Source organism: Amycolatopsis pittospori, assembly GCF_013870525.1.
GTDB lineage: Bacteria > Actinomycetota > Actinomycetes > Mycobacteriales > Pseudonocardiaceae > Amycolatopsis > Amycolatopsis pittospori.
The window spans coordinates 50,286-64,130 of sequence record NZ_JACBXD010000024.1 but is presented as its reverse complement, the minus strand read 5'-3'; the positions used below and the strand labels follow the sequence as shown (position 1 = coordinate 64,130).

At 69.3% G+C, this 13,845-nt stretch carries 13 protein-coding genes; 5 read left to right on the top strand and 8 right to left on the bottom strand.

Annotation, left to right across the window (positions count from 1 at the left end):
• Positions 1-55: 55 nt before the first annotated feature.
• Positions 56-1,615, bottom strand: coding sequence for an acyl-CoA synthetase (locus tag H5J31_RS16055; RefSeq protein WP_181773376.1), 1,560 nt, complete (start codon positions 1,613-1,615; stop codon positions 56-58).
• Positions 1,616-1,713: 98 nt separating this feature from the next.
• Here H5J31_RS16055 and H5J31_RS16050 point away from each other — a divergent pair, with 98 nt between their 5' ends.
• The 3 genes from H5J31_RS16050 to H5J31_RS16040 are packed head-to-tail and all read left to right on the top strand — an operon-like array spanning position 1,714 to position 4,921.
• Positions 1,714-2,697 (top strand): Zn-ribbon domain-containing OB-fold protein, encoded by a 984-nt coding sequence (locus H5J31_RS16050; protein ID WP_181773375.1) that lies wholly within the window; start codon positions 1,714-1,716, stop codon positions 2,695-2,697.
• An 8-nt stretch (positions 2,698-2,705) separates the two neighbouring features.
• Positions 2,706-3,761: a thiolase domain-containing protein gene (locus H5J31_RS16045; protein WP_181773374.1), complete on the top strand. Its 1,056-nt coding sequence runs from the start codon at positions 2,706-2,708 to the stop codon at positions 3,759-3,761.
• Entirely contained in the window at positions 3,755-4,921 is a 1,167-nt protein-coding gene (locus H5J31_RS16040) for a thiolase domain-containing protein (RefSeq protein ID WP_181773414.1), read from the top strand. The genes H5J31_RS16045 and H5J31_RS16040 overlap by 7 nt, the downstream gene beginning before the upstream one ends.
• 80 nt (positions 4,922-5,001) lie before the next feature.
• Here the strand turns inward: H5J31_RS16040 and H5J31_RS16035 are convergent, their stop codons facing one another.
• From H5J31_RS16035 to H5J31_RS16025, 3 genes are read right to left on the bottom strand one after another with little or no spacing between them, the layout of a single operon-like run.
• Positions 5,002-6,024, bottom strand: coding sequence for a YhjD/YihY/BrkB family envelope integrity protein (locus H5J31_RS16035; RefSeq protein ID WP_181773373.1), 1,023 nt, complete (start codon positions 6,022-6,024; stop codon positions 5,002-5,004).
• 48 nt (positions 6,025-6,072) lie between these two features.
• Positions 6,073-6,861, bottom strand: coding sequence for a transglutaminase-like domain-containing protein (locus H5J31_RS16030; RefSeq protein WP_181773372.1), 789 nt, complete (start codon positions 6,859-6,861; stop codon positions 6,073-6,075).
• A 33-nt stretch (positions 6,862-6,894) separates the two neighbouring features.
• On the bottom strand, positions 6,895-8,121 hold the full coding sequence (locus tag H5J31_RS16025) for a cytochrome P450 (protein WP_181773371.1): 1,227 nt from the start codon (positions 8,119-8,121) through the stop codon (positions 6,895-6,897).
• Between the two features lie 244 nt (positions 8,122-8,365).
• Here H5J31_RS16025 and H5J31_RS16020 point away from each other — a divergent pair, with 244 nt between their 5' ends.
• On the top strand, positions 8,366-9,529 hold the full coding sequence (locus H5J31_RS16020) for a steroid 3-ketoacyl-CoA thiolase (RefSeq protein ID WP_181773370.1): 1,164 nt from the start codon (positions 8,366-8,368) through the stop codon (positions 9,527-9,529).
• On the opposite strand, the gene H5J31_RS16015 is transcribed toward H5J31_RS16020, so the two are convergent.
• Both H5J31_RS16015 and H5J31_RS16010 read right to left on the bottom strand, forming a co-directional pair.
• Positions 9,526-10,023: a pyridoxamine 5'-phosphate oxidase family protein gene (locus H5J31_RS16015; RefSeq protein WP_181773369.1), complete on the bottom strand. Its 498-nt coding sequence runs from the start codon at positions 10,021-10,023 to the stop codon at positions 9,526-9,528. The two genes, H5J31_RS16020 and H5J31_RS16015, sit on opposite strands and share 4 nt — an antisense overlap.
• 40 nt (positions 10,024-10,063) lie before the next feature.
• Complete coding sequence (locus H5J31_RS16010; RefSeq protein WP_181773368.1) at positions 10,064-10,909, bottom strand: SCO6745 family protein; 846 nt, start codon at positions 10,907-10,909, stop codon at positions 10,064-10,066.
• A 66-nt stretch (positions 10,910-10,975) separates the two neighbouring features.
• Between H5J31_RS16010 and H5J31_RS16005 the strand changes: the two genes are divergently transcribed.
• Positions 10,976-11,842, top strand: coding sequence for a GNAT family N-acetyltransferase (locus H5J31_RS16005; protein ID WP_181773367.1), 867 nt, complete (start codon positions 10,976-10,978; stop codon positions 11,840-11,842).
• Between the two features lie 241 nt (positions 11,843-12,083).
• On the opposite strand, the gene H5J31_RS16000 is transcribed toward H5J31_RS16005, so the two are convergent.
• Together H5J31_RS16000 and H5J31_RS15995 are read right to left on the bottom strand one after the other, a co-directional pair.
• Positions 12,084-12,992, bottom strand: a complete 909-nt coding sequence (locus H5J31_RS16000) for an SDR family oxidoreductase (protein ID WP_181773366.1) — start codon at positions 12,990-12,992, stop codon at positions 12,084-12,086.
• Positions 12,989-13,786: an SDR family oxidoreductase gene (locus tag H5J31_RS15995; RefSeq protein ID WP_181773365.1), complete on the bottom strand. Its 798-nt coding sequence runs from the start codon at positions 13,784-13,786 to the stop codon at positions 12,989-12,991. Before H5J31_RS15995 ends, H5J31_RS16000 begins: the two co-directional genes overlap by 4 nt.
• Positions 13,787-13,845 lie beyond the last annotated feature (59 nt).

Here is a 13,845-nt window from a genome sequence, read left to right as displayed (position 1 = left end):
TCCTCTGAATGCGGTAGTTCGCCGGTGAACTACCGCATTCAGAGGACGAAATGCGTCAGGGTGCGCGGTGGCCCTCCCAGTAGGGGTCGCGGAGCTTGCGCTTGTAGAGCTTCCCGTTCGGGTCACGCGGGAGTTCGGGCAGGTAGTCGACCGAACGCGGGAGTTTGAACTTCGCCAGGCGGGCGGCGGCGTACTCCAGGATCTCCGCGGTCAGCTCCTCGGAAGGCTCGACGCCGTCCGCGGGCTGCACGACGGCCTTGATCGCCTCGCCCCAGTCCTCGTGGGGGACGCCGAACACGGCGACGTCGGCGATCTTCGGATGCATCACCAGTTCGCCCTCGATCTCCGCCGGGTAGATGTTGACCCCGCCCGAGATGATCAGGTCCGCCTTGCGGTCGTGCAGGAAGAGGTAGCCGTCTTCGTCGAGATGCCCGACGTCGCCGAGCGTGAACAGGTCCCCGACCCGCGCCTTGGCCGTCTTGGCCCGGTCCTTGTGGTACTCGAACTTCGAGTCGCCCATCTTCATGTAGACCGTGCCGGTCTCGCCCGCGGGCAGTTCGGTGCCCTCGTCGTCGAGGATCTTGATCGTCGAACCCGGCCACGGCAATCCCACCGAACCCGGTTTCTTGAGCCACTCCTCCCCCGAGATCGCCGTGCCGCCGCCCTCGGTGGCCGCGTAGTACTCGGTGACGACCGGGCCCCACCAGTCGAGCATCCGCCGTTTGACTTCCAGCGGGCACGGCGCGGCGCCGTGGATCATCACGCGCAGGGAACTCAGGTCGTAGGCCGCGCGGACGTCGTCCGGCAGTCCGAGCAGGCGGCGGAACTGCGTCGGCACCATATGGCTGTGCGTGACGCGGTGCCGTTCGATCAGCCGCAGCATGTCCTCGGCGTCCCAGCGGTCCATCAGTACCGCCGTATGCCCCAGTTGCAGGGAGATCGCGACGAAGTTGAGCACCGCCGTGTGATAGAGCGGCGAACCGCAGAGGTGCACGTGATCGTCGTGCGGTGCCAGCCCGAAGATCCCGAAGAACCACGTCGACGCGCCCGGGACGGCGTCGGGGTCGGCCCCGGTCAGCGGACGGCGGACCCCCTTGGGCCGCCCCGTCGTCCCGGACGTGTAGAGCATCGGCGAGCCGGCTGTACGCCGCTCCGGACGTCCGTCGCCCTCGCCCGAGCCGAGTTCCTCGATCCGCCGGAAGCCCTCGACGTCGCCGACGGCGAACCGTCCCCGTTCCGGGATCCCCGCCTCGTCGGCGGCCGCGATCGCGACGTCGGCGAACCGTTCGTGCGCGAGGAAGGCCTTGGCGCCGCTGTCGGCGAGGATGTAGGCGACCTCCGGGCCGACGAGATGCCAGTTGACCACCACGATGTACAAACCGGACTGGATGGCGGCGAAATAGGCCGCCACGAGTTCGTCGCCGTTGGGCTGGAGGACGACGATCACGTCCCCGGCCTCCAGCCCCAGGGCTTGCAGGCCCCGGGCGTACGCGTTCGCCTTCGCGGCCAGCTCGCCGTAGCCGATCGAACGGCCGTCCGGGTCGACGAGCGCGACCCGCTCCGGCTCCTGCGCGGCGATGTTCCAGACCCCAAGTGTCCCCGTAGCAGTCGACATACGCGCAAATCTAGAACGCGTTCCACTCAAGAGCAACCGCCAGCAAGGCCCAGAAGACCGATCTTGCCGGAATTTCGAGAACGTGTTTCACTCAGGATGTGAGCGCACCCGAACTTCCGCTGTCGGCCCCGCTCAACGTGGGCTTCGACTACACCCGCTCGGTCGGCCCCGTGCTCGGCCGCTTCGTCAACGCCCTGCGCGAGCGCCGTGTCGAAGGCGTCCGCGGCAGCGACGGCCGTGTCCACGTGCCGCCACTGGAATACGATCCCGTGACCGCCGAGGCGCTGTCCGAGTTCGTCCCGGTCGCCGCCGAGGGCGAGATCGTGTCCTGGTCGTGGATCGCCGAACCGCTCGACGGCCAGCCGTTGTCCCGCCCGTTCGCCTGGGCGCTGATCCGGCTCGACGGCGCCGACACCGCGATCCTGCACGCCGTCGACGCCGGCGGCCCGTCGAATGTCCACACCGGACAACGCGTACGGATCCGCTGGGCCGACGAGACCGTCGGCCACATCAGGGACATCGCCTACTTCGTCCCCGCCGACGGACCCGACACCGAGTCCACCGAAGCCCCTCCCCCGGTCGCGAAACGCGAAGAGGGCGCGCCGGTCAGCGTGGTGATCACACCGATCCACCTGCGCTACGAGCATTCCGCGTCCCCGGAGGAGAGCCGCTATCTGCGCGGGCTCGCCGAAGGGAAGCTGATCGGCCAGCGCTGCCCGTCGTGCGACAAGGTCTACATCCCGCCGCGCGGCGCGTGCCCGACCGACGGCGTCCCGACCACCGACGAGGTCGAACTGCCCGACACCGGCATCGTCACCACGTTCTGCATCGTGAACGTGCCGTTCCTCGGCCAGAAGATCAAACCGCCGTATGTGGCGGCGTACATCCTTCTCGACGGCGCCGACATCGCGTTCCTTCACCTGGTCCTCGGCTGCGACGCCGCCGACGTCCGGATGGGCATGCGCGTGCGCGCCGCCTGGAAACCGCGGAACGAATGGTGGACGTCGCTGGAGAACATCGGCCACTTCGAACCGACCGGCGAGCCCGACGCGCCCTACGAATCCTTCGCCCACCATCTGTGAGGACCACAGTGCCAGATGTAGCAGTAGTGGGCTTCGCGCAGGCCCCCAACGTCCGTAACACCCCGGGCACCACCAATGGCGTGGAAATGCTGGTGCCGATCTTCGCCGAGGTCTTCGAACGCACCGGTTTGTCCAAAGAGGACATCGGGTTCTGGTGCTCGGGCTCCTCGGATTACCTCGCCGGGCGCGCGTTCTCGTTCATCGCCGCCGTCGACGCCATCGGCGCGTTCCCGCCGATCCACGAGTCGCACGTCGAGATGGACGCCGCCTGGGCGCTGTACGAGGCCTGGCTCAAGATCCGGATGGGCGAGGTCGACACCGCGCTCGTGTACGGCTTCGGCAAGTCCTCGGCCGGGCAGTTGCGGCGAGTGCTGGCACTGCAGATGGACCCGTACGTCGTCGCGCCGCTGTGGCCGGACTCGGTGAGCGTCGCCGGGATCCAGGCGAGGATGGGTCTCGAAGCGGGCCTGTGGTCCGAAAAGGACCTCGCCGAGGTCGCCGCGCGCAGCCGCGCCGACGCCGCCGGAAATCCGGTCGCACAGGTCTCCGGAACGGTCGAGGCCGCCGAGCTTCTCGACACCCCGTACTTCGCGGATCCCCTGCGAGCACATGACATCGCCCCGGTCACCGACGGTGCCGCCGTGATCGTCCTCGCTTCGGCCGAACGGGCCGCGGACCTCGTCGACAGCCCCGCCGTGATCACCGGGATCGAACACCGAGTCGACTCCCCCGCCCTCGGCGTCCGGGATCTCACCCGGTCACCGTCCACAGTGGCCGCCGGCCGGGCGCTCGACCTCGACGGCGTCGAACTCGCCGAACTGCACGCGCCGTTCACCCACCAGGAACTGATCCTGCGCGACGCGCTGGGTTTGGGCGAGCAGGTGCGCATCAACCCTTCGGGCGGGGTCCTGGCCGGGAACCCGATGTTCTCCGCCGGACTCGCACGGATCGGCGAGGCGGCGAACCGCATCCTCGACGGCAGCGCGCGCAAGACCCTCGCCCATGCGACCAGCGGCCCCCTCCTGCAGCAGAACCTGGTCGCGACCCTGGAGGTCGGATCGTGAAGCACCTCGCGGCCGTACTGGGAACCGGCCAGACCCACCACAAGGCCAAGCGCACCGACGTCTCCATGCCCGGACTGCTCCGGGAGGCCATCGACCGGGCGATGCTCGACGCGCAGACCGGCTGGGACGACATCGACGCCGTCGTCCTCGGCAAGGCGCCGGATCTGTTCGAGGGCGTCATGATGCCCGAACTGTTCCTCGCCGACGCGCTCGGCGCGACCGGGAAACCCCTGCTGCGCGTGCACACCGCGGGTTCGGTCGGCGGATCGACCGCTCTCGTGGCGTCGTCGCTGGTACAGGCCGGGGTGCACAAACGGGTCCTGACGGTGGCCTTCGAGAAGCAGTCCGAATCGAACGCGATGTGGGGTCTGTCGATCCTGCCGCCGTTCCAGATGCCGGTGGGCGCCGGGGCGGGCGGCTACTTCGCGCCGCACGTGCGCTCCTACATCCGGCGGTCCGGCGCACCCGACCACATCGGCGCGATCGTGGCGGCCAAGGACCGGCGCAACGGCGCCCTGAATCCGTACGCGCACTTGCGCCAGCCGGACATCACCGTGGAGTCGGTGCAGGCCTCGCAGATGCTGTGGGACCCGATCCGCTACGACGAGACGTGCCCGTCCTCGGACGGCGCTTGCGCGATGGTGATCGGCGACGAGGCCGCCGGCGACGCCGTTCCCGGTGGCGCGGCGTGGATCCACGCGACCGCGATGCGCACCGAGCCGACGACGTTCGCCGGACGCGACCAGGTCAACCCGCAGGCGGGCCGGGACGCCGCCGCCGCGTTGTGGCGCGACGCGGGCATCACCGACCCACTGTCCGAAGTGGACACCGCCGAGATCTATGTGCCGTTCTCGTGGTTCGAGCCGATGTGGCTGGAGAACCTGGGATTCACCGAGGAAGGCCAGGGCTGGAAGCTCACCGAGGCGGGCGAGACCGCGCTCGGCGGACGGCTGCCGATCAACCCGTCGGGCGGCGTGCTGTCCTCGAACCCGATCGGCGCGTCGGGCATGCTCCGGTTCTCCGAAGCCGCCAAGCAGGTGATGGGCCGGGCCGGGGACTATCAGGTCGACGGCGCACGGGTCGCGCTCGGGCACGCGTACGGCGGCGGTTCGCAGTTCTTCTCGATGTGGGTGGTGGGCTCGGCGAAACCCGGTTCCTGAGCCTCGGTGGTGCTATGAACGGCTCGTTACTTGCAAATTTTGCAAGTAACGAGCCGTTCATAGCACGCCCGGAGGGTGGGTCAGGAGCGGCGGCGCGGGCGGAGGCGTTGCGCGGCGAGAGTGGCCACGACGCCGGTCACCGCGCCCACCAGGACGGGTTTGAGGCCGTGCCGGTCGGCCTGCGCCACCACCGGCCGGACGACGACGGGTGGCGGCGGCCGGACCGGGTCGCGTGGCGCGTCCCGCGCGGTCGCGGTCCAGGCGGTGACGAACACCAGCATCCGCGCCACCAGTGAGATGAAGAAGATCAGGCCGATGATCGAACCGAACGCGACGCCGGTCGGCGAGTCGCCGATCAACCGCAGGTAGATCCCCCCGGCCTGCTTCAGCAGTTCGAACCCCAGTGCCAGCGCGACGGCGCCGCGCATCGCGCTGCGGACCCCGACCGGTTTCCGCGGCAACCGGGTGAGCACCCAGAGGAACACGAGCCAGTTGGCCAGCAGCGCCAACGGGATCGAGATCGCCGAAAGCACGTTGTGCCCCCAGGCGGTGTCGTCGACCCCGGCCAGCCCCAGCAGGTACCGGCCGAGCGCGGATCCGGAAATGGTGATGGCGAAGGAGACCAGCAGCGCGGCCGCGAGCCCCACCAGGGCGAGGAGATCGGCGGCGATCGTGCGCAGCAGCGGGAGGTCGGAGCGGTTCTGGCCCCACAGCGCGGTGAGCGCGTCCCGCAGCGAGTTCATCCAGTTCCAGCCGGAGTACAGCCCGATCACCAGACCGATGAGCCCGACGCTGGTGCGCTGCTCCACGAAGCCGGTGAGCAGGTCCCCCGCCTTGTCGCCGAGACCGCCGGGCAGCGTGCCGGTGATCGCGTTCAGCATCGACTCGATCAGCTGCGGCTGGCTCGCCAGGACGAAGCCGGCCACCGACACCGCGACCATGAGGATGGGCACCAGCGAGAACAGGCTGAAGTAGGTGATCGAGGCGACGTAGTGGTAACCGCCGTACTCGACATAGCGGTTCACCGCCCGCGCCAAATGGTCCAGCCAGCGGTAGCGGGCACGCAGCCGCTTCCATTTCGTCGGTGCTTGCTTCTCCCTCACACGCCAATGTCTACCTCAGCGAAGTCACGCTTCGTGCACAACACGCGATCAAGCGAGCGCGATCAGCTCCGAGCCGTCGTCCTCCGGCAAGGACGGGCCGGCCGTCGCCAGCACCGTGTTGCCGAGAAAGTCCAGCTCACAGCCGAGTGTGGAGAGGAACGCGGTGTCGGTGGCGTCCCGCCCGGTCGCGATCCGGCTCATGCTCTGCCTCGGCGCGAGGCCGGTGGCGTCGAACACGTACCAGCGGCCGTCGATCGCCGCCTCGAACACGGCGTGGAAGTCCATTGGGGACAGTCCTGGCGCGTAGACCGCGGTGAACCGGGCGGGGATGTCGATCACGCGGCACAGCGAGATGCAGACGTGCGCGTAGTCGCGGCAAACCCCTTCCCCGGCGAGATAGGTGTCGACGGCGTCGTCGGTCGGCGAACCGGAACCGACCACATAGGACAGGTGCTCGCCCACATGCCGCACGATCGCCTCGACCTGGGTCCGCGCGTCGGGCAGGTGCCCGAACCGCGACAGCGCGAGCCCGCCCATCCGGTCCGAGGGGCAGTACCGGCTGGGCCGGGTGTACCGGATGAGGTCGTCCATCGTGACGGGCTCGGGTTCGGCCCGCCCCAGGCTGTGCTCGGCCCGGTACCGCACGACGTGCTCGCCGAGCGGCAGATCGAGGACCTGCGCGCGGCTCCCGTGTTCGAACGCCACCTGGCGTGGCGGCGCGGGATAGGCGAACTCTTCCTGTTCCGCCCCGCCCGCGATCGCGATCACGAACGCGGCGGGGCCGGGTTTCGTGACCCGGAAGGACATTTCGACGTCGACCTGCACGTGGGGACCCATGGCCCCATGGTGCACTACGACGTGCGCGGCGGATCAGGCGTAGCGCACCTGATAGTGCTTGATCCCGTTGAGCCAGCTCGACCGCAGCCGGTCCGGCTCGGAGACCTCGCTGATGTTCGGCATGACATCGGCGATGGCGTTGAAGATCAGGTCGATCTCCAGCCGCGCGAGGTTGGCGCCGATGCAGTAGTGCGAACCGGTGCCGCCGAAACCGACGTGGGGGTTGTCCTCGCGGAGGATGTCGAACTTCTCCGGCTCGTCGAAGTGGTCCGGGTCGAAGTTCGCGGAGCTGTAGAACATCCCGACCCGGTCGCCCTTGCGGATCAGCTGCCCGCCGAGTTCGGTGTCGCGGGTCGCGGTGCGCTGGAAGGCGACCACCGGGGTGGCCCAGCGGACGATCTCGTCCGGCGCGGTCTTCGGCCGTTCCTTCTTGTAGAGCTCCCACTGATCCGGGTGGTCGAGGAACGCCTTCATGCCGTGGGTGATCGCGTTGCGCGTCGTCTCGTTGCCCGCGACGGCCAGCAGGATGACGAAGAAGCCGAACTCGTCCGAAGCCAGCGATTCACCGTCGACGTCGGCCTGGATCAGCTTCGTGACGATGTCGTCCATCGGGCATTTACGGCGCTCTTCGGCCATGTTCCAGGCGTAGCCGACGATCTCGGCCGACGCGGCGAGCGGCTCGACCTCGTACTCGGGGTCGTCGTAGGAGACCATCTGGTTGGACCAGTCGAAGACCTTCATCCGGTCTTCCTGCGGGATGCCGATCAGTTCGGCGATGGCCTGCAAGGGAAGTTCGCAGGCGACGTCGACGACGAAGTCCCCGGAGCCCTTCTTCTTGGCCTCGTTGACGATCTTCTCCGCGCGGTCGCGCAGGGTGTCCTCGAGTTTCGCGATCGACCTCGGTGTGAAGCCCTTCGACACGATGCGCCGCAGCTTGGTGTGCTGCGGGGCGTCCATGTTGAGCAGGACCAGACGATTCGCTTCGAGGCTGTCGTCGGTCATGTTCTCGTCGAAGCGGATGATCGCGGTCTTCTCTCGCGAGGAGAACAGCTCGCTGTCCCTCGACACCGCTTTGACGTCCTCGAGCCGGCTGACGACCCAGTAGCCGTCATCGCGGAAGCCCGCGGTGTTGTGCGGCTGCGGGTTCCACCAGACCGGCGCCGTCCGGCGGAGTTCGGCGAACTCCTCCAGAGGCAGTCTGGTGGCGTACAGATCCGGATCGGTGAAATCGAAACCGGCGGGGATCAGCGGAGCGGCCACGGGCTACCTCCTACGCGGTTCGCCAATGAAACACGTTCTAGACCCGATTGAAGCATACGGCGTTCACCTAGTGAAGAGTTTTTAGTGAAACCCGTTAACTTGGCCGGGAGGGATCTTGGAGCCGCAGCAAGAAGCGGTAACCGCGACCAGTGATCAAAAACGAGTCAACCCTGGGGCGACTTGCCCAAATTGAGAACGTGTTCTAGTTTTTGCGTAGTGAACAGTGTTTCCCCAGGAGGCGAACGTGGGTAGTCCGGTGATCGTCGAGGCGGTCCGCACCCCTGTCGGCAAACGCAGGGGCCACCTGGCGGGGTTGCACGCCGCCGAGATCCTCGGCGCCGCGCAACGCGCCCTGCTCGAACGCGCGGGGCTGGACCCCGCCCTGGTCGAGCAGGCGATCGGCGGCGCCGTGACCCAGGCCGGGGAGCAGGCGGGCAACGTCACGAGGACGGCATGGCTGCACGCCGGGCTCCCCGAGACGACCGGCGCGACCACCATCGACGCCCAATGCGGCTCGGCGCAGCAGGCGACCCATCTGATCGCCGGGCTGATCGCGGCCGGGGCGATCGACGCCGGCGTCTCCTGCGGTGTCGAGGCGATGACCCGGGTACCGCTGGGTGCGAACCGCGGCGAAGGCATCGGGACCCCGCGGCCGGAGTCGTGGGCCATCGACATGCCGAACCAGTACGGCGCGGCCGAGCGGATCGCGGAGCGTCGCGGCATCACCCGCCAGGACGTCGACCGGTTCGGGACGGCGTCGCAGGCCAAGGCCGCCGCGGCGTGGGCGGCCGGGCACTTCGACCGCGAGGTCGTCGCGGTGAAGGCACCCGTGCTCGGCGAGGACGGCAAAGCGACGGGTGAGACCCGCCTGGTGACCCGCGACCAGGGCCTGCGCGAGACGACCGTCGAAGGCCTCGCCAAGCTCAAGCCCGTCCTCGAAGGCGGCGTGCACACGGCCGGGACGTCTTCGCAGATCTCCGACGGCGCGGCCGCGCTCCTCCTGATGGACTCGGACCGGGCCAAGGCGCTGGGCCTCAGGCCGCGAGCGCGGATCGTCTCGCAGGCACTCGTCGGCGCGGAGCCCTACTACCACCTCGACGGTCCCGTGCAGGCGACCGAACGGGTACTGGCCAAGGCGGGTATGACGATCGGCGATCTCGACCTGTTCGAGGTCAACGAGGCCTTCGCTTCAGTTGTGCTGTCGTGGCAACGGGTACATCGGCCCGACGAGGACAAGGTCAACGTGAACGGTGGCGCGATCGCGCTCGGGCATCCCGTCGGCAGCACCGGCGCGCGGCTGCTGACCACGGCGCTGCACGAACTGGAACGCCGCGACGGGAGTACGGCGCTCGTGACGATGTGCGCCGGCGGGGCACTGTCCACCGGCACCGTCATCGAGCGGCTCTAGCCGGTCTCCGCCTCCTGCGCGACCTCGACCACCGGACCGTTGTCCGGCCTCGCGAGTCGTTTGCTCCCCTGGCCCTCCTTCCAGAAGTCGAAGAAGATGGTGTTGCCCTCGACCCAGGTCAGCACCGCCTCGGTGAGGTCGAGGCGGAAGACGTGGGCGGGGCCGTCGTCGCCCTGCAGCCTGTCGACCTCCGCCTGGTCGGTGATCTCGACGGCGACGCCCGCCACCTTCGCGTCCGCGCCGCCGTCGTCGATCGCCGACGCGGCGTGGATCGCGAACCTGCCGTCACGCTGAAGGTCCTTGGCCTTCACCGCGCCGATCAGCGAACCGATCAACAAGTCCTGTTCACGGAAATCGACCTCACTGCCACTGACCCTCGGCGAACCGTCCCGCCGGACCGTCGCCAGCACATGCGACTTCTCCGCGGTGAATCGCTCTTTGATCTTCCCGGCCAGCGCGGGTGCCTGTTCACTGAATTCCTGCCACGTCGCCATACCGGACAGCGTCCCACCGGGGTCCGACAGTTTCGAGCGATCAGGGCCGCGGCGCCCCCATCGGGTTCGGCAGCGGGATGGCCCCGGCGTCGAAGAGGAGACGGCTCAGCGGGACGGCCAGCCGGATGACTTCGGCGGCGCCGTCTTCGCCGAGGGCTTCGAGCGGACCAGTGGCGAGGCGATCGGTCTCGTCCTCGATCCGTTGGCGCAGCACGATTCCCGTGTCGGTGAGCTGCCGATCTCCGCCGAGGATGCCGCGATCGCGGAGCCTTCCGACGCTCTCGTCCCAGTCGTCGTCGGTCCAGCCGCGGTTGATCTGGATGACCTCGCGCGTCACCGCCCCGCTGCCGATATGGGTCAGTGTCGTGTCGAGCCCGCGCAATCCGGCGGCGACCGCGGAAAGCACGTGACCGTCCCCGCGATGCTCCCGCAGTACCGTCGCCGCGAGCCAGATCCTCCCGACCGGAGTGGCGGGACGGGCGACCGCGGACCAAGCCGCGGCCAGCGGCCTGGCCGCGTAATCACATCCGGTGATGGCTTGTTCAAGGAGGACAGCCAGTTCTCCGAGGCGCGCGTCGGCGGGCAGGATCCGTTCGAGGGCCGTCTCGACGGCGTCCATCCGGCTCCGCAGGACGACCGCGGGCTCCGCGTAGGCCCAGGCGCCGGGCAGGGATCGCGCGACCATCCGCGGCGCGAAACCGAAGAGCATCGCGGTCACCGGCGGTTCCGGTAGCGGCCCGAGTGGCGCGACCCGGCCGGCGAAGTAGCCCATCCACCAGCTCGGAAGTCCGGCGGCCTTGGCCGCGGCGGCGGTTTCCGGGGCGAAGTAGACGACGGCGTGCAGCGGTTCGACCGCTTCCCAGAGTCGGCGCTGTAGTGACGTCACTCCTCCATCTTGGCCGCACCGAAAACCGGATGCGAACGCCTCGGGCGGTGGTGTGTGATCACGGACATGGCGATCACCGTGGAGAAGCCGGAAGCCGACGGGCTGGGCGAGGCAGTGGACGCGCTGCGGGACTGGCAGCGCGAGGGCTCGGCATGGCAGCTGCATCCCGGTGATCTGGGCTGGTTCTGGCAGTTCGGCGCGGAAGCGACGGCCGCGGCGGTCCGGATCTGGCGCCGGGACGGCCGGATTCTCGCGGTCGGACTGCTGGACGGGGCCGACCTGCTGCGGATGACGACCGCTCCGGACGCCCGGCGGGACGAGGAACTGGCGCGGCAGGTGGTCGAGGACGTGATCGCCCCCGAGCGTGGGGTGCTGCCGCTGGGGAGGGTGTCCGTCGAGACGCCGAAGGACACGCTGATCCGGGACCTGCTGCCCGGGCACGGCTGGCACATCGACGAACCGTGGACGCCGCTGAGCCGCGCTCTCTCCGAGCCGGTCAAGGCCCCGGACCTGCGGATCGAGGTGGCCGGTCCGGAGCAGGCGGCCGTCCGGGCCGCCGTCCAGCGAGCGGCGTTCGACGGGTCGAAGTTCTCGGAGGAGCGCTGGCACGCGATGGCGTCGAGCGTGCCGTACGCCGATGCTCGATGCCTGGTCGCGTACGACGACAGCGACAACGCCGTCGCGATGGTGACGGTGTGGTCGGCGGGCCCGGGCAAACCCGGATTGCTCGAACCGATGGGCGTGCACCGGGACCATCGCGGCCACGGCCACGGCCGGGCGATCACCGTCGCCGCGGCGGCCGCGCTCCAGGAACTCGGCTCGTCGAGCGCCCTCGTGTACACGCCGAGTTCCAACGTCGCCGCCGTCACCACCTACGAGTCGGGCGGTTTCCAGGCGCTGCCCGAGGTCCGGGACCTGGCCCGGGACGCCTGAGCGGCCCGAACGAGAGCTTCCAGAGGAAGCCGGATGTTGCGAAGGGCACTTTCGCGACGTTGAAGGTTGCGAAATAGCCCTTCGCAACATCGCTCGTGTACTCGGGCCCGGATCTCGCGTGCACGGAGACGTGACTCGCGTGCCTGGATGCCGCACTCGGATGTACGGCTCCGAGCACGCGAGATCCGGCTCCGAGCACACGAGTGCGGTGTCACGGTCACCGGCTAACCCGAATCGCCTCTCACGACGCACCGTAGACAGGTTCGGGGGCAGGAGCGTCGGCCAGCAGCTCGGCGACGACGGGGCCGAGCTCGGCCGGCTCCCACCGGGATCCCTTGTCCCGCACCGTGCCGTGTTGCCAGCCCTGCGCGATCGAGACGCGTCCGCCGTCGACCTCGAAGACCCGCCCGGTCACGCCGGACGACTCCTCGCTGCCGAGCCACACCACCAGCGGCGACACGTTTTCCGGTGCCATGGCGTCGAAACCGTCGTCCGGCGCGGCCATGTCGTCGGCGAACGCCTCTTCGGTCATCCGGGTCCGGGCGGCCGGGGCGATGGCGTTCACGGTGACGCCGTAGCGCGCGAACTCGGTGGCCGAGACCAGCGTGAGGCCCAGGATGCCGGCCTTCGCGGCCGCGTAGTTCCCCTGCCCGACGCTGCCGAGCAGTCCCGCTCCGGAACTGGTGTTGATCACCCGTGCCGTCCGCGTCCGGCCGGCCTTCGCTTCCGTGCGCCAGTATTCGGCGGCGTGCCGCGTCGGCGCGAAATGCCCCTTCAGGTGGACGCGGATGACGGCGTCCCATTCGTCCTCGGCGAGGTTGACCAGCATCCGGTCGCGCAGGAATCCCGCGTTGTTGACCAGTACGTCCAGCCCACCGAAGGTTTCGACGGCGGTCCGCACCAGCCCGGCGGCGCCGTCCCACGACGCGATGTCGTCGGTGTTCGCGACCGCTTCGCCGCCGAGCGCCTCGATCTCGTCGACGACGTCCTGCGCGGGCCCGGCCGATCCGCCGCTGCCGTCGAGGCCGGCGCCGAGGTCGTTCACCACCACCCTCGCGCCCTCCGCGGCGAACGCGAGCGCGTGCGCCCGCCCGATCCCGCGACCGGCACCGGTCACCACCACGATCCGGCCGTCGGCGATCCCGCTCACACCGGCTCCTTTCGTTCTGTTGCCGCAGAATTGGAAGCGGCGAGGAAGGCGGGCACCTCTCCCCCGCCGTGGACGGTCAGGCAGGCGCCGCTGACGTACGAGGCCAGCGGCGACGCCAGGAACACCGCGCACGAACCGATTTCCTCGGGGTCGGCCAACCGTCCTAACGGGACTGTCGCACCCACGGCCGCGACTCCCGCTTCGTCGCCGTAGTGCAGATGCGAGTGCTCCGTCCGGACCATGCCGACGTCGAGCGCGTTGACCCGCACCTTCGGCGCCCACTCCACGGCCAGCGTGGAGGTCAGGTTGTCCAGGCCCGCTTTCGCCGCGCCATAGGACGCCGTCCCCGGCGACGGTCTCGTGCCGCTGACGCTGCTGATGTTCACGACGACGCCGCCGCGCTCCTGGCGCTGCATGATCGCGTTCGCCGCGCGGGCGACGTTCAACGGCGCCAGCAGGTTCAGCGCGATCACCTTCTCGTGGAATCGCGGTGACGCAGTCGCCGCCTCGGCGAACGGCGCGCCACCCGCGTTGTTGACCACGACGTCGATCCGCCCGTGCCGCCGCAGGATCTCCTCGAAGAGCGCGTCGACCTCCTTGGGGTCGCGGACGTCGCAGGAGATGAAGGTCGACACCTTGTCCCCGTCGCCGACCGGTCGCTCGGGTTCGGTGCGCGCGCAGGTGATCACCTCGGCCCCGGCGCGCAGGAAAGTCCTGGTGACACCGGCGCCGACGCCGCGGACCCCGCCGGTCACCAGCACCACGGCGCCGTCGAGCCGGAGTTCGAGTGCCATGCCGGGCCTCCTTCACGTCGCTGTACCAGGGCCGGACGTCCTGCTAACGTACCAAGCAA